The sequence below is a fragment of the Salegentibacter lacus genome (genome assembly GCF_020164555.1).
GTDB lineage: Bacteria > Bacteroidota > Bacteroidia > Flavobacteriales > Flavobacteriaceae > Salegentibacter > Salegentibacter lacus.
This window is the reverse complement of sequence record NZ_JAIQZB010000019.1, coordinates 41,012-64,077: the sequence shown is the minus strand read 5'-3', so window position 1 is coordinate 64,077 and position 23,066 is coordinate 41,012. Positions and strand designations below refer to the sequence as shown.

Sequence of the window (23,066 nt, the reverse complement as noted above, 5' to 3'; positions counted from 1 at the left end):
AGGTTTATTTTTAAGGGTCCAGAATGAAAACTTAAATTTCCTGCCAGCCTTCATAGTTAACCACATATTCTTCGCCGTGCATAACCGGCTTTTCATAATCGGCAGAATTTGCTAAACCAACCCCAGCATAAAAAGTTCGGGCTTTAAATTTGATGGCGTGATCCTTTATAGACCTAAGAAATGCCATATCGTATTCTTTAGGATTGTGCGGATATTCTATAGCTCGAACAATTACAAAGTGGAGTTTTTTATCTTTTAAAGCAACAAACTGCGGGTCTCTTTGAAACTCGCTGTTTACCCCAAGAAACTCGTATCCCTGTTCTTCAAGCGCTTTCCCTACAATATTCATTGCAAGATTGTGCAGTTCCTGATCGTTTAGTTTTGCCATAATGCAAAAATAAAAAATCCCGCTTTAAAAAGCGGGATTCTGTTTTTATTAACCTCCAAAATCATCAAACCTGATGTTTTCCGGTGGCATTCCAAAGTCTTCACCCATTTTTTGAACAGCTTTGTTCATTAATGGTGGACCACAGAAATACAATTCAATATCTTCTGGTTCCTCGTGATGATTTAAATAATTATCTATTACAACCTGGTGAATAAAGCCTACAAATCCATCTCCATCATCGTCAAGACTTTCCTTTACTTTCCAGTTATCTTCTTCCATTGGTTCAGAAAGAGCTAAGTAGAACTTAAAGTTAGGGAAATCTCTTTCCAATGCCCTAAAGTGTTCAGTATAGAATAATTCTCTTTTTGAACGTCCACCATACCAGTAAGTTACTTTTCTTCCGGTTTTAAGGGTACGGAACAAGTGGTAAAGGTGAGAACGCATTGGCGCCATTCCGGCTCCACCACCAACGTAAAGCATTTCAGATTCACTGTGGTTGATAAAGAATTCTCCATAAGGTCCTGAGATGATTACTTTATCTCCTTTTTTCCTTGAGAAAATATAAGAAGAAGCAACACCAGGATTTACATCCATCCAACCGTCTTTTGCTCTATCCCATGGCGGGGTAGCAACACGAACGTTAAGCATAATCTCACGCCCTTCAGCAGGATAAGAAGCCATAGAATAAGCACGCTCTACAGTTTCCGGGTTTTTCATTACCAGTGGACGAAGTTTAAATTTATCCCACTCGGCCTCAAACATATCAGGTACATCGTGTTCTTCAGGGTGAGCGGTGATATCCATATCTTCGAATTTCACTTCACATTTAGGAATTTCGATCTGGATATACCCTCCGGCTTTATAATCCATATCTTCAGGAATTTCAACAACAAATTCCTTGATAAAAGAAGCTACGTTATAATTTCTTACAACAGTTGCATCCCATTTTTTAATTCCGAATACTTCTTCCGGAATAGTGATTTTCATATCTTCTTTCACCTTCACCTGGCAACCTAATCGCCATCCCTGTGCGATCTCTTTACGGGTAAAGTGTGGCTCCTCGGTAGGAAGAATGGCACCGCCACCTTCTTCTACAATACATTTACACTGTACACAGGTTCCACCACCCCCACAGGCAGAAGGTAAAAATAGTTTATTGTCTCCAAGGGTAGAAAGCAAAGTCCCACCGGAACCAACTTCCATATCCTTTTCTCCATTTACGTTAATGGTAACCGGACCGGAAGGCGCTAATTTTGCCTTTGCTCCCAATAACACAGAAACCAATATGAGTATTAATGCTAAAAATACTACTATACTTGCTATAATAACTGTCATAATCTTTCTTTTGCGATTATAATTTAATTCCCATAAAACTCATAAATCCTAACGCCATAAGCCCGGTGATAATAAATGTTATCCCCAAACCTTTTAATGGAGCAGGCACATTAGAGTAAGCTATTTTTTCACGAATAGCTGCAATACCAAGAATTGCCAGGAACCATCCAATTCCACTACCAAACCCGTAGGTTAGTGCTTCTGTTATAGCTCCAAAATCCTTTTGTTGCATAAAAAGTGATCCTCCCAGGATAGCACAGTTTACAGCAATAAGCGGCAAGAAAATACCCAAAGCACCATATAATGCAGGAGCGAATTTCTCAACAATCATCTCTACCAATTGTACCATAGATGCAATTACCGCGATAAACATGATAAAGCTCAAGAAGCTAAGATCTACATTGGCGTACTCAGCACCAAGCCATTGCAAAGCTCCCGGTTGCAATAGGTAATTGTCCAGCAAATAGTTAATAGGTACAGTAATACTAAGTACAAAGATTACAGCGGCACCTAATCCAACAGCTGTTTTTACGGTTTTTGACACTGCTAAATAGGAACACATCCCTAAGAAGTAGGCAAAAATCATATTTTCTATGAAAATACTTCTAACAAATAAATTTATATAGTCCATAATTTAATTTTATTAAAGCTGTTGTGCTTTTAGTTCTCTTCTATCAGTTTACGGTTTCTTGCACGTTGTACCCAAATAAGCAAACCAACAACAATTAGCGCCATTGGCGAAAGCAACATTAGACCGTTGTTTTCATAACCTAAAGCATATAAACCTGTAGAATCTGCCACGGTTGCTGCTTTATGTCCTAAAACTTCAAATCCGAATAATTTTCCTGAACCTAAAAGCTCCCGGAAAAACGCAACAATTATAAGAATTAGGCCGTACCCCGCAGCGTTACCTATACCATCAAGGAAAGATTTGTAAACCCCGTTACCTAAAGCAAAGGCTTCCAGACGTCCCATTACGATACAGTTGGTTATAATTAAACCAATAAATACAGAAAGCTGCTTACTTACATCGTAAGCATAAGCTTTAAGAATCTGGTCTACTAAAACCACCAGAGATGCTACAACTACCAGTTGCACAATAATCCTAATTCTACTTGGAATCATATTACGTAACATAGAAACGATCATGTTACTAAAAGCCATAACCGCAACTACGGCGATAGCCATTACTACAGCCGGTTCTAATTGCACTGTAATTGCCAGTGCCGAACAAATACCCAGTACCTGTACAGTAATCGGGTTGTTGTCGTCTAATGGATCTGACAATAATTTTCTATTGCCTTTAGAAAGGAAGTGCTCTTTTTCTTCTGAACTGGATAGAAAAAAGATCATCTCTTTCTTTTTGGCTTCTTTCTCTTCTGAAATATTTTTTTTCTCTGTAGCCATAATTACTTAGTTGCAACGTTAATTTCTGTTTGCTTTTTGAAGTAAGGCAGATAACGCTTAAGTCTTTCTGAAATCATATCAGAAACACCGTCCCCGGTAATTGTCGCTCCCGATATTGCATCTACCTGGTTATCGTCTTTGTCTGAAGGATCTATATCTCCTTTTACAACAGATACTCCTACAAGATTTCCACTGTCATCAAAAATCTTTTCCTCGGCAAAACTTTCTTTAAACCATTCTTTAGTAATTTCTGCACCAAGACCCGGAGTTTCCCCAAGGTGATCAAAAGTGGCACCCTTAATAGTATTTACATCATCTTTTAAAGAAATATAACCAAAGATCGCATTCCATAATCCGTTACCTCTTAGAGGAACTATATAATATTTTTCCCCTTCATAATCGGCAACATATAGTGGGAAATTTTGTTCCTCTGCCGGTTTTTTAATTTCCTTAGCTAAATCTACAGTAAAAGCGTCAACACCTTCTCTTTCTTCTCCGTTTTGGTCTAAGGTTACGGCTTCTGTAATATACCGGTTGTATAGTTCTTCAGCTCCTGGTCTATCGGTTTCAACACCAATAGTGGCAAGAATGTTCTGCATTTTTTCCTGGCGTACATTTTCTCTCTGAATAGGCTGAAGCGAGGTTGCTGTAAAAGCCAAGACAGAGGCTACAACCAACACCATAATCACCGCAAAAAGAAACGTATAACCGTTACTGTTTGTTTTATTTACTGATTTTTCTTCCATAACTAAACTGCTGTTTTCACCTGTGTGTTGTCCGCGTTAATTCTTTTCTTTCTACGCTTTATATTCGACTGAATTACATAGTGATCTATCGTAGGCGCAAAAACGTTCATAAGTAAGATCCCAAGCATCACCCCTTCTGGATATGCCGGGTTAAATACCCTAATCATTACTGATAGAAAACCTATTAAAAACCCGTAGATCCATTTACCCTTCATTGTTTGAGCGGCCGAAACTGGATCGGTAGCCATAAATACAATACCAAAAGCAAGACCACCAACAATTAAGTGACCATACCAGGGGAAGTTTGTAAGCTCATTCCCGGGGATTCCCAAAGATGGCAAAGCGTTAAAAATAAGTCCCATTGCTATTGCTCCAATAACAGCACTCAGCATAATTCTCCAGCTTCCTACTTTTGTCAAAATTAAGAGTAGTGCACCTACAAGGATTAAAAGTGTAGATGTTTCTGAGACAGAGCCAGGGATTATTCCGTAGAACATATCCATCATACCATAACTCACATTATCTCCTGCTGCAAGTGAACCAAGAATTGTTTCACCAGAAACCGCGTCTACTTTACTGGCTTCACTAACCCAAACCTGGTTACCAGACATATAAGTAGGATATGCAAAAAATGCAAATGCCCTTGCGGTAAGCGCCGGGTTAAGAATATTCATTCCTGTTCCTCCAAAAGCTTCCTTACCAACAAGCACAGCAAATACCACAGATAAAGCCAACATCCAGAGTGGAAGATCTATTGGCATAATCATAGGGATCAACAATCCTGTTACCAGGTAGCCTTCGTTTACTTCGTGCCCTCTAAAGATGGCGAACGCAAATTCAATTCCCAGTCCAACCGCATAAGAAACCACGATCATTGGAATAAATTTCAATGCTCCGTGTCCAAGCGCTTCCCAAAAGGTAAATGCTTCACCTAATTGTGAATAATACTGGTAACCTGCATTCCACATTCCGAAAATCATAACCGGAACAAGCGCAAGTACCACTGTGATCATTGTACGCTTTAAATCTACAGCGTCACGAATATGAGATCCCTTTTGCGTAGTGTGATTTGGAGTAAATAAGAAAGTATCTATCGCGTTAACCGCAGGTGCATACTTTTCATATTTTTTCCCCGGTGCAAAGGGCTCTTTTATTTTATCTAATTTTTGTCTAATCCATTCCATAATTCTACTGCTTTTTAACCTACTTCAGTAATCATTAAATCTAAACCAAGTCGAATTACATCCTGAATTTCAATCTTAGATGTATTCACGTATTCTACCAAAGCAAAATCTTCAGGAGCTACTTCATAGATCCCAAGATTCTCCATTTTCTCAATATCACCGGCCATACAAGCTTTAATAAGCTGCATTGGGTAAACATCCATAGGTAAAACCTCTTCCATTTCGCCCGTAACTACAAGAGCTCGCTCTTCACCATTTAAATTGGTAGTAGGCTTAAATTTCCTATTTGGAAACAAAAAGGATAAGGAAGTCCTTGAATTGGAGTGAATATTATTATAAGTAAATGGCAACCAACCAAAAGCTCTGTAATTATTTCCTTCCGGAATTAAGGTTACTTCGTTAGAGAAAAAGCTTATGTGTTGATCGTAGGCTAACTTAAGACCGGTAAGCACGTTTCCTGAAATGATACGCACATCTTCATCAACTTTATTGATAAGATCTGCAACTTCACCCCCAATTTTAGTAGCAAAATACTTACGGTTGGCAGCTTCGCTTCCTGTTACAGCAACGGTTTTATCAGCTATATAATTTCCCGTAAGGAAAAGATTACCAATAATAGTCACATCTTCAGGATTCACTGTCCAAACTCTATCTCCTTGATTAATAGGATCTATTTTATGAATTTGAACCCCAACATTTCCTGCAGGATGCGGTCCTTTTACATTATGAAGTTCTACGCCCTTAATATCTTTTAAATATTGCGCCGAGCTAGCATCTACACCCAGGTGTACTTTCCCCGGAGTAAGTTTCTTAAGCGCATTAATTCCTTCCTGAAAAGCAGCTTGCTTTTCTTTTAGAATGAAGCCCCAGTCTGGAGCTAAAGGCGCCGTACTTACTGCAGAAATAAAAATAGCCTTAGGCGTATCTTTAGGATCGGCAACAATATCGTATGGACGTTGATTAATAAATGCACCACAACCACTTTCTAAAATGCGTTGCTTTACAGCTTCAGCATCAGAAGAAGCAGCGTCCATTTTACCAAAATCTTTGTAAGTGTCTTCTGGATCGGCCTCTATAATCACTTCCATGATTTTACGTTTTTCACCACGCTTAATTTGCTTAAGCGTCCCGCTAACGGGGCTGGTAAAACGTAATTCATTAGTGTATTTTGAAAAGAAAAGTTCATCGCCGGCAAGGACTTTAGCTCCTTCTTTTATGACCATTTTAGGTACCAAAGCGTGAAAATCTGGCGGTTTAATTGCGTAGGTTTTAGACCTTGGAGCCTTTACAAGCTCTTTTTCCGCCTCCCCTTCTAATTTTAGAGATAATCCTCTGTTAATTCGAATGTCTTTTGACATAGGATGGAGTGTATGTTAAATTTTTTTGTTTTGAGTCGTGCAAATTTAGGAATTTTAACTGCACTTATCCCAAGAAAACAAAGAATTTTAAGTACTTAAACTGTTAAAGTGAAATGTTAAAAATTGCGGAATGAGATTTGTAAGTACATTTGTGTAGATCCAATTTCAAATGAAAAACTGTTTTATTTTTCTTTTTTTATCATTTTTATCACTAAAATCGGTCGCTCAGGTTGTAGGAGAAACCCTTCCGCCTAATTATATTAGAAGCATTCAGCTCTCCGGAAATTCCCAAACCACTAGCGGAAACCCCATTTTACAATTGGGTGAGCAGTTGACTTTAAAGTTTGATGATATTATTGGGGACGAAGCCGATTATTACTACACCATAGAACATTATAACTACGACTGGACTCCCAACCAACTGGCAAAATCTGAATATTTAATTGGTTTTGATGATATCAGGATCTTTAATTATTTGAATTCTTATAATACGCTTCAGCCATTTTCGCATTACGAATTAAGAATCCCAAATCAAGATACCGGCGGTTTTAAGCTTAGCGGAAATTATATGATAAAGATCTTTAATGGGGAGAAAGAACTTGTTTTCTCGCGAAAATTTATGGTCTATGAGAATATAGCCCAGGTGAGATTAAATCTTAGACGCTCCAGAAATCTTGAGTTTATAGATGAAAAACAGGTGGTAAATTTCACCATTGAATCTCCTAATTTATTACTTAAAAATCCTAACAATACAGTCAATGTACTCATTATTCAGAATTATAATTTAAGAACCGCAATTAAAAATATTAAACCCCAATATACTGTTGGCAATGATTTGGTTTATCGGTATGACTCCGAAACTGCTTTTTGGGGAGGCAACGAATATCTTCAGTTTGACAATAAAGAATTAAGAGCTTCCTCTGCCGATATTAGTTCGGTTTCCCTTAACGAGCTTTACCATCATTATCTATTTCCAGATCGCACCCGGGCCAATGAACCCTATACTTATAATCCAGATATAAACGGGCAATTTCTAATAAGAAGCTTACCTGCCGAAAACCCTTCAATTGAAGCAGAATATGTTTGGGTACATTTTAAACTTCAGAATTATTCAGAATTAAACGGCGGCGAAGTACATATTTACGGAGCGTTCAATAATTTCACCTTAGATAACAGCACCCGACTTAATTACAATGCAAATTCCGACCTTTATGAAGGTGCCAGGCTTTTTAAGCAAGGGTTTTACAATTATAAATATGTGCTAAAGCGAGCTGATGGAACAATTGATGAAGGATTCTTTAGCGAAAACTTTGATGAAACCGAAAACTCCTACCAGGTTTTGGTTTATTACAGAAGTCCGGGTGCGAGATACGACCGGTTAATTGGCGTAGGCTCAGGAAATTCTACCACGATTACCAACTAGATTAGGAGACTAACAAACTCATTATATAAATGGCAGGCAGTAGATATGATCTCAAATACAGGGGCACTAAATGTCTAAACTGTGAATTCCCACTAGATAGGAGTGATAAATACTGCCCCAGCTGTGGGCAGTTAAACAGTACCAAAAAATTAAAATTCGACGACTTTTTTTCAGAATTTTTCTCCGGAATATTCGCCTACGATTCCCGGTTTCACCGCACCATAAGAGTTTTACTTTTTTCTCCCGGGAAAATTTCTAAAGATTATATCCAGGGAAAAAGGATGCGCTATGCGAATCCTTTTAAATTTTATTTAAGTGCATCTATTATCTTTTTTCTAATCTGGGGCTTTGGGAACTCTTTTGAAAATATAGAGCCCATTGTAAATAATACCGAAACTGAAGCCCTTGCCCAGGATAGCCTTTCTGAGCCCAACCTAATACCCACCCCGGGCGGGAAAGAAATTAATTTAGATTCTTTAATTGTAAATCAGCAACGTAACGCCAAACGCTCTTACAGGGAATTTCATAAACCTAATGAAGAATTGGATACAATGAGTTATCTGGATGCGGGAAATATAAAATTAGATCTTTATTCAAGGTTTTACAAAGAGACTACTATTAGAAATGCAGAAACTGCCATGGACAGCCTCTCGTATCCACAAACCAACTATAACCACTGGCTTTATAAAAAAGCCGTAGACTGGAACACGCTAAAAGAGAATCCGGGATTGTTTTTAAATTATTTTATCAACAAACTGCCCTTTATCATATTCTTCTATTTACCGGTTTTCGCACTTTTTATCTGGTTATTATATATAAGACGTCCTTTTAATTATATTGAGCATTTAATTTTCACCTTTCACGTTCAAACCACATTTTTCATCTTATTAAGTATTGCCTTATTCCTGGATTATTTGTTTCCGGGGAACTGGGCTTTTACGTTGTTCAATTTTATTTTTGCTTTCTATTTATATAAAGCCTTACGTGGTTTTTACGGCCAGGGACGTGTTAAAACGGTTGTAAAGTTTGTGCTCTTAAACTTTATATTTTTTATTTTAGCAGCAGTCGCTTCAATAATTTCAATTTTAGCGTCTTTTGCTATTTACTAATATATGATTCAACAAGTTACAAGAGGCATAAAAATTTCGGTTAATACCAATTTTGAAGGTACTTTCATTAAGAACCTTGGCTCTCGTTTTGCTTTTTCTTATCATATAACCATAGAAAATCAAAGTAACGACTCGGTACAATTAACTTCGCGTTTCTGGAAAATACAGGATGCTTTAAATCATACCGAAATTGTACAGGGCGAAGGCGTTATTGGACAGAAACCGGTTTTGAAACCTGGGGAATCGCATACTTACCAGAGCGGGTGCCTGCTAAGTTCACCTTTTGGTTCTATGAGCGGATATTACAATATGGTAAGCTTTACCTCAACCCGAAAATTCAGGGTAAAAATCCCTACTTTTAAATTAAGCGCTCCATTTGCGTTAAATTAAAGACCGGGAAATTCTTTTATCGTAACTTTTTCTTTTTCCAAATCTTCATATTTAAATTTCAGCTTACCGTGTAAAAATTCTACCTGGGAAATACTTTTGGTTTTAAGAAATCCACGATCAATAATTAAATCGATTTCCTTATCCCCTTTTCCTGCGGAATGATGGAATTCCCATAAATTTTCAGCTGAAAGATTTTTTTCCTTTTGAAGTTTAGAAAACCATTCTTCCCGAAGCTTTTTCATTTCTGAAGTATATAAAGGGGAAGAAGACCAAATTTGTGGCTGAATCGCTAGTTCTTTAAAATGCTTTTGTTTTCCATCCCAGACAAATTCAGCAAAAAATAGTACGGAAGACCAATCGACAATAACCACCGTGAAAGGTTCTATATTTTTTAGGTTATAATTTTCAATTTCGGTTTTAATATTTTCAGCAATAAGCCAGTCTCTTAAAACCACACCCCTGCTTTTTCGGTAAGAATCTTCGCGTTTATGAGCTTTAAAACCCCCATTCATTAAACATAAAACTCTTTTCTTTTCACTAACGCCTATCCAGCTCCCACCTGCCACCGCATCTTCAGGAAAAAGTAAAAGTGTCTTATTTTCGGTCTTAAAATCGGGCGGATAGGTTTGTCGTTCAGTAGCCTCATCTCTATTAGATGTTAAGACAAATCCGTTAGAGTTTTTAGGATGAGGCGTGAGACTTATGGTGCACATAAAATTTTCTTAATAAAAGTACGGAATTTACAAAAAAAGTTAAGCTTTCGTGAATGCCCTTTCAGAAGGATTCATTATCACCTAATTTTTTTACCTTTATGCTCATAATAATTGAAAACCAAAAAAATACGAAATAACTATGGGAAAAGGATTTTTTCACGTTCCACAGGCGGTTAACGAGCCAGTAAAATCTTATGCTCCGGGAAGCCCGGAAAGAGAAGAAGTTTTACTCACTTATAAAGATCTTTATAATTCCAATATGGAAGTACCACTTTATATTGGATCTGAACAAATAAAAACAGGAGACACAGCAGATATTCGTCCTCCTCACGATCACAAACATAAAGTAGGAACATACCACCTCGCCAAGAAAAAGCATGTAGATCAAGCTATAGACGAAGCTTTAAAAGCCAGAGAGAAATGGGCAAAACTGGAATGGGAACAACGCGCTGCGATTTTCTTAAAAGCAGCCGACCTTATTGCAGGTCCTTATAGATCAAGAATTAATGCTGCCACGATGATTGGGCAGTCCAAAAATATATACCAGGCAGAAATCGATTCGGCTTGTGAACTATGTGACTTTTTACGTTTCAACGTAGAATATATGTCAGATATGTACAACGAGCAACCAGAATCTTCTGACGGAAACTGGAACCGCGTGGAGTACAGACCACTGGAAGGTTTTGTGTACGCTATCACACCTTTCAACTTTACTGCTATTTCCGGAAACCTTCCTTCTAGTGCAGCCCTAATGGGTAATGTAGCTGTTTGGAAGCCTAGTGATAGCCAGATTTTTTCCGCACAGGTGATTATGGAAGTATTCCAGGAAGCTGGTTTACCAGATGGTGTAATCAACATGGTTATGGGAGATCCTGAAATGATTACCAACGCCGTACTTGACAGTCCTGATTTTTCAGGAATCCACTTTACCGGTAGCACCACTGTATTTAAAGGAATTTGGGGTAAAATTGGCAACAACATCAATAAATATAAAACCTACCCAAGAATTGTAGGAGAAACTGGTGGGAAAGACTTTATTGTTGTACACCCAACCTCCAATGCAAAAGAAGTTGCCACTGCAATTTCCCGGGGAGCTTTCGAATACCAGGGACAAAAATGTAGTGCAGCTTCTAGAGTTTATCTCCCAAAAAGCCTTTGGCCAGAGATCAAAGATTTTGTACAAACCGATTTAGAATCCTTTAAAATGGGATCTCCTGAAGATATGTCTAACTTTATTAATGCGGTTATTCACGAAGGAGCATTCGATAAATTAGCTGGTTACATCGACAGAGCTAAAAAAGATAAAGATGCTGAAGTAGTCATTGGAGGAAATTACGATAAATCTAAAGGTTACTTTATTGAACCTACAGTAATTCTTACTACAGATCCTCATTATACAACTATGGAAACCGAATTATTTGGACCAGTTGTTACAATCTATGTATATGATGATAAAAACTATAGTGAAGAAAAGTGGAGAGACCTTCTTAAAACTGTAGACAACACCAGTATCTACGGACTTACAGGAGCAGTATTCTCTGGAGACCGTTATATGGCTGCCCTGGCAACTGACTTACTACAGAATGCGGCAGGTAACTTCTATATTAACGATAAACCTACCGGAGCTGTAGTTGGACAACAACCATTTGGTGGTGCACGTGCCAGCGGTACTAACGATAAAGCCGGTTCTAAAATGAATCTTCTTAGATGGGCATCAGTTCGCCTAATTAAAGAAACTTTTGTACCAGCAAAAGATTACAGATACCCATTTTTGGGAGAATAATCTTGTAAGAATATAGTTTCAAGGTAAAACCGCAGCAAAAGCTGCGGTTTTTTTTATTTAAATTATCTCATCCACCAATTAAATTATCTTCTCCAAGCATATTCCCATTTTAAAAATAATATACTGGCTTTCAGAATCTTAGAATATTGTTGTAGGAAAAATCGTAAAACAGAACTTTAATCGAGTAAAGTTCCGCTTTAACGAATTTTCAGAAAAACAATCCATTAAAGTAGTATTTTTAATCGTTAAGCACCCCTGCCCCAGAGACTTATAGTCTCCAGCCACTTAACTGTGTATCCCTACGTAATTCATATTCTAACGCTCTAAAATTATGGGAAAAAAATTACTTTCTATATTATTTATATTTTCTCTATTTCTATTAAATTCCTGGAATGGGTTTGGGCAGAATTGTACCGATAATCCACCTTCAGTTACTATCTCAACCAATTCTGAATCTACAGTTTGTGATGATCAAACCATTTCTTTCACGGGTACGGTTTCACCAACAGATCCCAATATTGCTTATGTTTACCACTGGGAAGTAAGTGTGAACAATGGTGTCTGGAATAATATTCCAGGAGCTACGAGTAAAGATCTAACCAATTATAATGCAGCTATTGGCAGTAACAGGTTCCGGCTGTCGGTAACTTATTGTAATGGCGATACTGAAAAAGAAGCTATTGAACAAAGCCCGGCCTCTGCAATTATAACTGTTTACGAGAAAAAAGAAGGTTCTGTAAGTATAAAAGCTAACAAAACAGCGGTGTGTCCCGGGGAAGAAGCTGTTTATTCCATAAATTCCATAAGTAATCACGGTGGAAGCAGTGCACAGTATGAATGGTTACTCAATGGAAATTCATTTCCATCACCTAAAACAGGCAATACACTTACCTATGCACCATCAGTCAATGATGAAATTTCCTTAAAAGTAGATTCAGGCACACCTTGTGTTGACGATTTTATTAGCACTAATACAATTACCCTGGGTATAAAACCAGGTACTCCTGCTCAACCAGGTGCAATTTCAACTCCAACCTTGATTTGTCCGGGAGAAGAGGAAAATTATAGTATTTCTGGAGTTACAAATGCCACAGAATACCTCTGGACTTTACCTAATGGTTCTACTCAAACAACTACCCAAACAAATATAAATTTAACTATAAATTCTTCCGGCAATCATGAACTTTCGGTTCAGGCGGTTAATGAATGTGGAACCAGTGAAAAGGAAACTACAACAGTCAAAGTAAATGAAGGTATTCCCGATCAACCGGAATTTACTACTACGCACGATAACCTTTGTCCGGATGAAATTTATACTTTTTCCATTGCTGAAATTGCCGGTGCCGATGAATACCACTGGACTTATGGAACCACCACAGTTACAACAACTATTCCTTCGGCCGATATTAGCTTTAGCAGTTCGGGAAATAAAACTATTTCTGTAGAGGCCGCGAACGAATGCGGTAACGGTATAAGCAGAGAAATTACAGTTACCGTTAATCCTGATGCTCCTGCAACTCCGGGAAGTATTAACGGAGCAAATGAAGTTTGCCCGGCAACTTCGGAAACTTATTCAATTACTGCCGTAGCAGATGCCGAAGAATATACCTGGAATTTTCCCACAGGTTGGGCTGACGGAAATCCTGTAACCACCACAACTCCCGAGGTGACGGTGCAAACCGGCAGCTCAGGAAGTGGAAATATATCAGTTATAGCAAGTAACTCTTGTGGTAACAGTACCGCCCAAACTTTTGCTGTCGCGGTTAAAGATGGTACTCCTGTTAGTGCAGGATCCATTGATATTGTCTACGCAAACACTGATGATGTTAATTGTCCCGGAGATCAACTGGAATTTTCGGTATCTGGCCCTGCTGAGGCAGAAGAATTTGCCTGGACCGTACCAACGGGATGGACTATAAGTGGGGCTACTGACGGGAATTCAATAACAGTAACTGCCGGCGATTATGGTCAAAATGGAAACGTAACAGTAAAACCAATCAACTCCTGTGGTACCGGACCCGAAAGCTCGTTGGCGGTAAACATAGACCCACCAGCTCCCGAAATGCCGGGGGAAATTTCGGGACCCGAAGCGGTATGCTCTTCAGGTACCGGACTTACTTATTCGGTTTCAGCGGTTGCCGATGCAGAAACTTATAACTGGATTTTCCCTACAGGTTGGACAATAACCGGCGGGCAGGGAACAAATTTAGTTACTGTCAGTGCTTCTACCACCTCAGGAGATGTGTCTGTTAGCTCAGAAAATAGTTGCGGAGAAAGTTTAGCAAAAATTAAGAATATTGAGGTTACAACCGGAGCTCCAGGAGTACCCGGCGCAATAACATCAAACCTTTCTAACAACTCAATTTGTCCTCCTACTACAAATGATATAACCTTTTCAATTGTTCCTGTTAATGCAGCAAATTATTATGAATGGGAATTGCCCACGGGCTGGGAAATCACCAATGAGCCTGAGGGGACTTCAATTAATGTAAAGGTGAATGCAAACGCAAATTATGGAGATAATGAAGAAATTAGAGTGCGAGGGTGGAATGTCTGTGGACCTGGTAACTGGTCTACTCTTTCAGGAATTGCTGTCGATGATTATGTTTTAACCAATGCAGGACCAGACCAGGAAGTATGTTCTATTCAGGCCGCTATAAACTTAGATGGTTCCTATAGCTTTGCCGGAAGTAATCGAAATCTAAAACCTACCTGGACCACAAATGGATCTGGTCAATTCCAGAACACCGAATCAGTATCAACCACCTATACGCCAAGCCTTAATGACATTAGTTCTGGTCAAGTAACACTTACTTTAACTACCGAGGCACCAAAGGGAGCTTGTGGCCCTGGTCAAGACCAAATGACCATCTATTTTCGTGATGATCCCACAGCTGATATCTCTTCAGAAATCACCACTACCTGCACCGGCACTTCAACCGATTTCACCATTACTGGAACACCAAAAACTACCGTGGGGTATTCAATAGGGGGAAATAATCAGACTATTCAACTAGGGTTAGGCGATGGCACCACAGCCAGCACTATTCTTTCTACCGGAGAATTAACTGAAACCACTACCATTACATTAGTTTCGTCGGCGTACACCGATAATACACCGGGATGTTCAGCTAATTTAGATAGTTCTATTGAAATTGTAGTTACTCAAACACCTACAGCTACTATTTCATATTCTGGGCCTTATTGTACTTCTTTAAATGAATCGACTGGAGCGGCGACCTTGCAGGGAGAAAATGCCTATACTGGAGGTGTATTTACTGCCTCTGGAGATCTCAGTACAGAAATAGTTTCAGGGGATGGTTCCTTTATTCCTGCTCAGGTTGATCCAGGTACATACACTGTCACTTATACTATTCCGGCATCGGGAGGTTGTGGGGAAGTAGCAGTAAATACTGAAGTTACAATTACTGCACTTCCAACAGCTGAAATCAGTTATCCTGATGCCCCGTTTTGTTCTTCAGATGACACGGGCTATTCTGCAACACTAACTGGAACAGGAGCTTATGAAGGCGGAACATTTTCATCTACAACAGGATTAAATATTAACGCTGAAACAGGTGTCATAAATCCTTCGGCAAGTACTCCCGGAGATTATACCATTACCTATACCACTCCCGCAGGAGAAGGTTGCGGTGAAGTACCGGTAACAACCGAGATTACCATCACTGAAATTCCGGCACCGGAAATTTCCTATACTGCAACGGAACTATGCACATCCCATGCTTCAACTTACGATCCAACCATTACTGGTTCAGGGGCAGTTACAGGCGGAACTTTTTCGGCACCTGAAGGACTTAGTATTTTATCTTCGGGAGTAATTACACCGGGCAGTAGCACACCCGGCACCTATATAATTACCTATACTCTCAATAGCAATGGCGATGGATGTGATGAAGTAATAGCAACAACCGAAATTACCATTACCGAACAACCTGCCGTAGAAATAATCTATAATGACGGCCCATTTTGCGAATCTGATGCAGCAAAAGCTGCCGTAACCTTTATCAACACAGCCGGTGCTTTTGATAACGGCAGCTTCTCAGCCGAAACTGGTTTGACTATAAACGAAACGACGGGAGAAATAACACCAGATCAAAGTGAACCGGGCTCCTATACCGTTAGCTATACCATTCCCTCGTCGAGAGGTTGTAATGAAGTAATAGCCACAACTACTGTAGCTATCACAGAAGTTCCATCTGTAGTAATCTCTTATAATGAAGTTTCCTTCTGCAGCAACGATTCAACTTCCTTTACAGTAAATTATACAGATGGTGTGGGAAATTATGAAAATGGAAACTTTACAGGAACCCCCGGCCTGGAAATTGATTCGGCAACAGGTGCAATTACTCCTTCAGCAAGTACAACAGGAGTTCACAAGGTTACATATTCCATCCCCACCGCTGAAGGTTGCGAAGCAGTTACTACTACCACTGAAATAACCATTAATGAAGAAATTATAATCAATTCCCAACCTTTTAGCCTTGGAGTATGTTCCGGAGAAAACGTGGAATTTGAAGTTTCCGCTACCGGAGACGACCTAACTTATCAATGGTACAAAAGTGACGACAGTGAAGTTGCCGGAGCCACCTCGGCTATCCTAGAGATCTCCCCCGCCACCTCTGCCGATGATGGAGGATATTATGCAATAATTTCGGGTGCTGCCTCCTGCTCGACCGTTCAATCGGACGAAGTTTTTCTTACCGTTGATGAAAATATCACTGTAGAAACCGAGCCTCAGGATCAGGATGTTTGCGTGGGAGACGAGGTTACCTTTAATGTCGCTGCTACTGCAACGGGAGGTGATGTGATTTATCAATGGCTTAAAAATGGGGATGAAATAGCAGGAGAAAATAACAGTACCCTCATTTTACCTTCTGTTAATACAGATAATGCAGGAGAATATGCGGTTTATATAGAAGGACCTGATGGTTACTCCTGTTCCACAATTACTACCGGCGCCGGGGTTTTAACTATAAGTCCACCCCCAACCGCAGTCGCCGGAGAATCTTTTAGCGTTTGCTATTCAACTTCCTCATTTTTAATTACCGATGAAGCCAGTGCAGAAAATTTTTCTTCTATAATATGGGAACATGACGGCAACGGCGAAATTAGCAATGCCAACTCTTTAACCGATGCTACCTATACTCTCGGAACGGACGAATCGGGAGAGGTCACCTTAACCCTAAGAGCATATGGAAATTCAACTTGTCCAGAGATAACTTCTCAGAAAACAGTTTCTATTGAACCTCTACCGGTTATTACCGAATTCAGCTATTCTGCTTCCGAGTTTTGTGAGACCGATACAGCTTTAAAAATACCAACTTTAGATGGCGAAAATGCTTTTGAGGGAGGAGTTTTTACAGTTACGCCCGAAACAGGACTTTCTATAAACTCTGAAGGAATTATAGAGCCCTCTACCAGTACAATTGGAACTTACGAAATTGTATATTCCACCCCTGATGCATTATGTGAGCCCATAGAGAGCCAATCCTTAACCATTGTAATTGGGGAAGAGCCCACTGCTAATTTTGAATATGATGCTGAAGTATATTGTAAAGACACAAGAGACCCTGCTCAAAACACAGATCCTGTCCTCACCGCTACGGAAGATCATGCAGGTGCTGAAACCTTTACCGCCAATGCTGCAGGTTTAGCCCTGAATGCTGCAACCGGTTCGATAGATCTTTCTAACAGTAATGCAGGAACCTATGTTATTACAAGAACTATAGATTATTCCGGGGAAAACGAGGATGGATGCACCGAAGTAACAGCCAATTTCGAAATTACGATAAATGACAAACCAATTCCCGACTTTACTTACGAGGCACAGGAATTTTGTTCAGATCCTGAAAATCCACTAACAATTTCACCTACACTAACTACAAATGCCGTTTTAGGTTCTTTCAGCTTTACTTCAACAATTGAAGGAGCTTCCCTTTCTCTTAATGTTGAAACCGGGGAAATCAACATAACCAATAGCGGTGAAGCTACATTTACTGTTACCAACACGGTGGATTACATTGATGCAGAAGAGGATAGTTGTGAACCGGTATCTTTTGATTTTACGTTAACTATAAATAAAAAATCTGATGCTAATTTTGCATATACTCAACAAGAATATTGTATAACGGATGAATTTGCTGCTGTTGCTTCGGAAAATTTTGAATCGGGAGGAACTTTTAGTAGTGAAACTTTAAGTGCTGCCCAATTAGATACCCAAACCGGTGCAATAAGTTGGAATTACACTGATGAAGCCATCGTTGGCACTCACACTATACAGTATTTTATTGAAGGTGAAGGAGTTTGTGATGATGTTAGCCAAACATTCAACATCACTATAGATCCAATTTCAGAAGGAGGGGAATTAAATTTTGCGAGTTTTGACCGCATATTTACCATTTGTGAAAATGCAGGCTCTAATTATGCCGTGCCCTTACAATTGTCTGAAAATATAGGAGCGGTAGTAGCCTGGAAATATCGCAGCAGTTCGGCTCCTTCCTGGTCAACTGTAATGGAAAACGGAGATGTGTACACCGGCAACAGCCTTTCGGCTGATCAAATAGAAGCCATTAATATAAATGAAACCACCATTTTCAGGGTTGAAATCTACGGTGGAGCTTGCTCTACAAATGTTTTTTCTGATACCGCCATACTTTCTGTCATTCCTTCGGATATTAAGCCTACTCCAGTAGAAGTTAATCCGGAAGTTGTTTGTATTGGGGAGGAAGTGACCCTATCTTCTGGAACAGGTTATGAATCTAGTTCTGAGTTTACTGGAGGCGCTTTTGACAACTCATCCATTACCAATCATGGATGGCGGATTACGGATAGAAATGGCAGTACGGAATTTAATTTTAACTCAAGTGCCAATAATACAAGACCAGATAAATGGTTGCGCACGAACCCACAAAGTTTTATTACAGCAGATATTAATTCAAATGCAGTTTCGGAACAGGAATGGAGTTCTGGTGCGGAAGGAAACAAAGGTTTCGCCATAGTTTCGGGAGATAATCCTTCAACTTTAGAAACCCCGGTCTTTAACCTTGGAGCTATGGATCAGGCTATCCTAAGTTTCAACCAGGCATACAATCTTACTGAGGGTGCTATAATTCGAGTGGAAATTTCTACAAATGGTGGAGATTCTTACGACGAAGAAATAAACCCTTTGTATGAAAAAACTGGTCCTCTTAGCAGTGGCAGTTATGGTAGTTTTGGAACATCCGTGCATCCCAATAACAATATTAGTATCGACCTTGGAAATTTTATGGGTCAGAGTAATTTGAGAATTCGATTTAATTATTTAGGAGCTAGGGATGGTGATATTTGGACGATAGACGATATCGGTTTGCCTGATGCACCACGAGATGTAAGTATGGAGTGGAGGGATTATACCGATCCGGATAACCCTGAAGGAGTACTTATTGGTTACGACGCTTCAGAAGTTTGGGAGCCAAAAGAAATTGGCTGGAATAATTTTGAGGTAAAAACACGTTTAATTTTCAATTCAGAAGGGGATGCCTGCGAAGTTGCAGAAAACGCTGAGACAATTTCAGTATTTGTTTTTGACAAGTATACCTCAGAGATTGTTGCAGAAACAGGAAGTTGTGGAGTATATAGCACAAAATTAAGTGCAGTGGTTACCAGTGAAGCAAAGGGAGATATCACCAGTTACCCGACTGATGACGGATATATAGGAAAATGGGAAGTTGAAGGCCCCGAGGGCTACGAATTCAGCAATATAGATCCTGAAGACACAACTGATCCGTTGTTCAATCCAGATGCAATTTTTACTGCCGATGATTTTGGAGCCTATACCCTAAACTGGGTGCTTGAACCTACTGAAACCAATGAAAACGGTGAATTGATTAATAATGAAGGTTGTGAAATAATCTATGAATCAGAAACTGTCGAATTTATTGGCTGTATAGCGCTGGACTTCGATGGTATAGACGATTATGTAGATCTAGGTGAAACTTATAATGGAAACTACAGTTTAGAAGCCTGGATACGTCCCGAGGCATCAACTGGAACCATTATTAGCGGACCTAACTTTGAAATCAATATGGAAAATTTACCAGGAGGTATTATTCCTAATTCTCGCTGGTATCATATTGCAGTTAGCAATGGTATGTTGTATGTAGACGGGATTGAAAACGGTATTTTCAACCTTGGGAATGGCGGAAGCAAAACCTTGATTGGCGCCAGGTGGAACGATCAAATATTCTCTGATGAAAATCATTTTAGCGGGTGGATTGAAGAAGTGAGGATTTGGAATGGCTCAATTTCAGAAGAACAAATACAGTTTCTGATGAACCAACGCCTTCAGGATGATGCCAATATTGGAGTTGAAATTCCCATGCCCTCTCCAGGCTCGAATTATGCTGATCTTGCCGGGTATTATCAACTGCTTGCTGATCCCGATTTGGTTGCTGAGGGAACCACACCAGATTTGGCAAATACATCAACCGCAGGAAGGCTTATTAACATGGAAACCTTTCAGGAAAATACGGCACCTCTTCCCTACACTTCCCGGATAGACGGCCAAAATTGGGGTACCGATAATACCTGGACACATTTTGATGTATGGGATGCACCAAATAGTAATGGTATAAATGACACCCCTATTGATTGGAATATAGTAAGAACCTCTCACGATATTAATTCAGGCAATAAAGATATTAGGGTTTTAGGTTTAAAATCTGAAACAGGAACTCTGGATGTTTTTAATCCCTCAGGAAATCATGATGAAACCAATCCCGGGCAATTTTTAAGTATTAGTCATTACCTTCTTTTAAATGGAGTAATAGACCTTACCGGTGAATCACAGTTGCTTCAGGATGTTGGAAGTATTGTAGATACCGGCAGTTCCGGATACCTGGAAAGAGACCAACAGGGTACAGCCAATTCTTATAACTATAACTACTGGAGTTTCCCTGTTAGTACAGGTACTTCAAACGCGGGTGGAACGATTCGGAACTTGTTAAGAGACGGAAGCAATTCCAATGCTCCGGGAGACATCTCTTTTGCCTATCCTCATACGCACGCCGATAATTACGATTTTAACACAGGTGATAAACGTATCAGTTCCTACTGGCTTTTTAAATTCTTTGGAACTGCCGATGTTTATGCAGAATGGAAATGGATTGGGGAAAATGGACACCTAAATACCGGCGACGGGTTTACTATGAAAGGAACTTCAGGCGCAGTACCTATAATAACAAGACAAAACTATGTATTTAGGGGATTACCCAACAATGGGCCCATAAGTGGAGTAAGTATTGGCGAAAATCAAAACCGCTTGATCGGAAATCCTTATCCGTCTGCTCTGGATGCCAAACAATTTATTCTGGATAACCTTGATAAAAATGTAGTATCTGGTGCTACAAACACTCAAAATATTTTCAATGGAGCCTTATACTTCTGGAATCATTTTGGGGAGGAAAACACCCATATTCTAAGAGAATATGTGGGCGGATATGCAACGATTAACCTTTCAGGTGCCACTGCTCCAGCAACTTCCAGCGATGAACGCATTAATAACGATGGAAGTAAGGATGATAAAAGACCCGGGCAGTTTGTCCCCGTTGGCCAAGGCTTCTTTATTAATACCGTGGTTGATTCCGAAATTGAGAATATCCCTCCCATTACCGGAGGAAATGTAGAATTTAATAATGCTCAGCGTGCTTTCGTTACTGAGGCTAACGCTACCGACTCTTATTTCCTTAAACCTATTTATCCCAGCAAAAAACAAAAATCTGTAACCACTAAAGATACCAGGTATAAGATAAGACTGAATTTTAATTCTCCGCAGGGATATATGCGTCAGATACTTGTAACCGCAGATGCCAACACAACCAACGACTTTGACCTGGGTTACGATGCCCCTTTAATGGACAATTTATCTGAAGATATGTACTGGTTAATTCAAAAAGGGAAATTTGTTATTCAGGGAGCGCCTCATTTCAATCTCGATCAAAATTTACCAATAGGCCTTAAAATTACCGAAGAAAAAGAATTTAGTATAGAAATTGGAGAGCTTGAAAATGTTCCCGATATCATCGAAATCTATTTGCGAGATAATACCGATAGTACTTATCACGATTTACGTAAAGAAGCTTTTAAAGCAACATTACCGGCGGGAGAATATCAGGATTTATATGAAATTGTTTTTCACGATGTGACCTCAATCAAAAAAGATAAAGAACCTGATGAAGGACCAATCGATTATTATTACTCGCTTGAAAGCAGGGAGTTTGTAATTAGCAATCCCGAACTTCATCAAATTGAGCACATTAACATTTACAATATCGCAGGCCAACTGGTAGATCAACATTTTGGAATACCGGATGTTAAGGAAATCCATATCCCGCAGAAAAAATCTTTAAGCTCGGCGGTTTATATTGTTAAGGTTTATACCAGTGCAGGAAACTATGCTAAAAAGGTGATTATTAGAAAAGATTAAGGTTTATAATCTACTGCTTGAGGTTAGAACTGAAAAGTTTGTTTTTAAAAATAAGAAAGTATTTTCCCACAAAGAAATAATTTTAACTTTAAAGATGGTTTTTCAACTGATTTTTAAGGCTTTAAATCTTAAATTTCCACCTAAATTCTTGTTAAAGTAGATTTTTTATATGTAATTTTACCTTTTGTAACAATAAAGTTGCCTATGGGTAAAATTACTCCCCGATTTTTCTTAGCGGTTTTTATTTTCGGATTGTGCATACTTTCCGCAAACACTGTTTTGGCTAATATTAATTATGGCCCTGAAAAACCTAAATCCGAAAAGCAAATTGAAAACAAATCATTTTTTGTAGGTTTTCTACTCCAGGAAGAACCAACTATTACCGCTCCTGCCGATATTAATGAAGTTAACGAACCAGGTGAATGTTTTGCTCTAAAAACAAATATTAATCTTGGAAATGCAACATACTCAGGAACAACTAATAGCCCAACAAATGATGCTCCTGCTTCTTTTCCACTAGGAGAAACTACAGTAACCTGGACGGTCACAGATGATTCAGGAAATACCGCTTATGCCAATCAAAAAGTTACGGTTGAAGATAACGAGGTCCCAACAATTACAGCTCCGGCTGATTTAGTAATAGATTCAGATACTGGAAGCTGTGATGCTACCAATGTTTCCCTGGGAAGCTCCACTACAAGTGACAATTGCGGAGTTGCTTCGGTAATAAATGATGCTCCTGCTTCT

14 protein-coding genes are annotated in these 23,066 nt (G+C 39.2%); 6 read left to right on the top strand and 8 right to left on the bottom strand.

Annotated elements, in window-relative coordinates; translation table 11 throughout:
* Positions 1 to 31 precede the first annotated feature (31 nt).
* The 7 genes from LB465_RS14765 to LB465_RS14735 are packed head-to-tail and all read right to left on the bottom strand — an operon-like array spanning position 32 to position 6,418.
* Entirely contained in the window at positions 32 to 388 is a 357-nt protein-coding gene (locus LB465_RS14765; protein ID WP_224470671.1) for a Na(+)-translocating NADH-quinone reductase subunit F, read from the bottom strand.
* Positions 389 to 436: 48 nt separating this feature from the next.
* Positions 437 to 1,723: an NADH:ubiquinone reductase (Na(+)-transporting) subunit F gene (gene nqrF, locus LB465_RS14760; RefSeq protein ID WP_224470669.1), complete on the bottom strand. Its 1,287-nt coding sequence runs from the start codon at positions 1,721 to 1,723 to the stop codon at positions 437 to 439.
* Positions 1,724 to 1,739: 16 nt separating this feature from the next.
* Positions 1,740 to 2,354: an NADH:ubiquinone reductase (Na(+)-transporting) subunit E gene (nqrE, locus tag LB465_RS14755; RefSeq protein ID WP_224470668.1), complete on the bottom strand. Its 615-nt coding sequence runs from the start codon at positions 2,352 to 2,354 to the stop codon at positions 1,740 to 1,742.
* 29 nt (positions 2,355 to 2,383) lie between these two features.
* The gene (locus LB465_RS14750; RefSeq protein WP_224470667.1) at positions 2,384 to 3,130 is read right to left on the bottom strand and encodes an NADH:ubiquinone reductase (Na(+)-transporting) subunit D; all 747 of its coding nucleotides are present in this window, start codon (positions 3,128 to 3,130) and stop codon (positions 2,384 to 2,386) included.
* A 2-nt stretch (positions 3,131 to 3,132) separates the two neighbouring features.
* Positions 3,133 to 3,876 (bottom strand): Na(+)-translocating NADH-quinone reductase subunit C, encoded by a 744-nt coding sequence (locus LB465_RS14745; protein WP_224470666.1) that lies wholly within the window; start codon positions 3,874 to 3,876, stop codon positions 3,133 to 3,135.
* A 2-nt stretch (positions 3,877 to 3,878) separates the two neighbouring features.
* The gene (locus LB465_RS14740) at positions 3,879 to 5,060 is read right to left on the bottom strand and encodes an NADH:ubiquinone reductase (Na(+)-transporting) subunit B (protein ID WP_224470665.1); all 1,182 of its coding nucleotides are present in this window, start codon (positions 5,058 to 5,060) and stop codon (positions 3,879 to 3,881) included.
* Between the two features lie 14 nt (positions 5,061 to 5,074).
* Positions 5,075 to 6,418 carry a Na(+)-translocating NADH-quinone reductase subunit A gene (locus tag LB465_RS14735; protein WP_224470664.1) on the bottom strand — a complete coding sequence of 448 codons (1,344 nt, stop codon included), beginning with the start codon at positions 6,416 to 6,418 and terminating at the stop codon, positions 5,075 to 5,077.
* A gap of 169 nt (positions 6,419 to 6,587) precedes the next feature.
* Here LB465_RS14735 and LB465_RS14730 point away from each other — a divergent pair, with 169 nt between their 5' ends.
* Genes LB465_RS14730 through apaG form a run of 3 tightly spaced genes read left to right on the top strand, consistent with a single transcriptional unit; the run spans position 6,588 to position 9,340 of the window.
* Complete coding sequence (locus LB465_RS14730) at positions 6,588 to 7,841, top strand: type IX secretion system plug protein (RefSeq protein ID WP_224470663.1); 1,254 nt, start codon at positions 6,588 to 6,590, stop codon at positions 7,839 to 7,841.
* A gap of 29 nt (positions 7,842 to 7,870) precedes the next feature.
* A complete protein-coding gene (locus LB465_RS14725; protein ID WP_224470662.1) occupies positions 7,871 to 8,950 on the top strand; it encodes a DUF3667 domain-containing protein in 1,080 nt (359 codons plus the stop codon).
* Positions 8,951 to 8,953: 3 nt separating this feature from the next.
* Positions 8,954 to 9,340, top strand: coding sequence for a Co2+/Mg2+ efflux protein ApaG (gene apaG / locus LB465_RS14720; protein WP_224470661.1), 387 nt, complete (start codon positions 8,954 to 8,956; stop codon positions 9,338 to 9,340).
* Here apaG and LB465_RS14715 read toward each other — a convergent pair.
* Complete coding sequence (locus tag LB465_RS14715) at positions 9,337 to 10,053, bottom strand: NRDE family protein (RefSeq protein WP_224470660.1); 717 nt, start codon at positions 10,051 to 10,053, stop codon at positions 9,337 to 9,339. The two genes, apaG and LB465_RS14715, sit on opposite strands and share 4 nt — an antisense overlap.
* A gap of 139 nt (positions 10,054 to 10,192) precedes the next feature.
* Here LB465_RS14715 and pruA point away from each other — a divergent pair, with 139 nt between their 5' ends.
* From pruA to LB465_RS14700, 3 genes are all read left to right on the top strand, one after another.
* Positions 10,193 to 11,836: an L-glutamate gamma-semialdehyde dehydrogenase gene (gene pruA / locus LB465_RS14710; protein WP_224470659.1), complete on the top strand. Its 1,644-nt coding sequence runs from the start codon at positions 10,193 to 10,195 to the stop codon at positions 11,834 to 11,836.
* Between the two features lie 331 nt (positions 11,837 to 12,167).
* Positions 12,168 to 22,319 (top strand): T9SS type A sorting domain-containing protein, encoded by a 10,152-nt coding sequence (locus LB465_RS14705; RefSeq protein WP_224470658.1) that lies wholly within the window; start codon positions 12,168 to 12,170, stop codon positions 22,317 to 22,319.
* 204 nt (positions 22,320 to 22,523) lie between these two features.
* Positions 22,524 to 23,066 (top strand): HYR domain-containing protein (locus LB465_RS14700; protein ID WP_224470657.1); only part of this gene is annotated, 543 nt, incomplete at its 3' end.

What these genes read in the sequence shown, in the direction of transcription:
- LB465_RS14765 (WP_224470671.1), bottom strand. Translation starts at nt 388, where the DNA reads ATGGCAAAACTAAACGATCAGGAACTGCACAATCTTGCAATGAATATT.
- nqrF (WP_224470669.1), bottom strand. Translation starts at nt 1,723, where the DNA reads ATGACAGTTATTATAGCAAGTATAGTAGTATTTTTAGCATTAATACTC.
- nqrE (WP_224470668.1), bottom strand. Translation starts at nt 2,354, where the DNA reads ATGGACTATATAAATTTATTTGTTAGAAGTATTTTCATAGAAAATATG.
- LB465_RS14750 (WP_224470667.1), bottom strand. Translation starts at nt 3,130, where the DNA reads ATGGCTACAGAGAAAAAAAATATTTCAGAAGAGAAAGAAGCCAAAAAG.
- LB465_RS14745 (WP_224470666.1), bottom strand. Translation starts at nt 3,876, where the DNA reads ATGGAAGAAAAATCAGTAAATAAAACAAACAGTAACGGTTATACGTTT.
- LB465_RS14740 (WP_224470665.1), bottom strand. Translation starts at nt 5,060, where the DNA reads ATGGAATGGATTAGACAAAAATTAGATAAAATAAAAGAGCCCTTTGCA.
- LB465_RS14735 (WP_224470664.1), bottom strand. Translation starts at nt 6,418, where the DNA reads ATGTCAAAAGACATTCGAATTAACAGAGGATTATCTCTAAAATTAGAA.
- LB465_RS14730 (WP_224470663.1), top strand. Translation starts at nt 6,588, where the DNA reads ATGAAAAACTGTTTTATTTTTCTTTTTTTATCATTTTTATCACTAAAA.
- LB465_RS14725 (WP_224470662.1), top strand. Translation starts at nt 7,871, where the DNA reads ATGGCAGGCAGTAGATATGATCTCAAATACAGGGGCACTAAATGTCTA.
- apaG (WP_224470661.1), top strand. Translation starts at nt 8,954, where the DNA reads ATGATTCAACAAGTTACAAGAGGCATAAAAATTTCGGTTAATACCAAT.
- LB465_RS14715 (WP_224470660.1), bottom strand. Translation starts at nt 10,053, where the DNA reads ATGTGCACCATAAGTCTCACGCCTCATCCTAAAAACTCTAACGGATTT.
- pruA (WP_224470659.1), top strand. Translation starts at nt 10,193, where the DNA reads ATGGGAAAAGGATTTTTTCACGTTCCACAGGCGGTTAACGAGCCAGTA.
- LB465_RS14705 (WP_224470658.1), top strand. Translation starts at nt 12,168, where the DNA reads ATGGGAAAAAAATTACTTTCTATATTATTTATATTTTCTCTATTTCTA.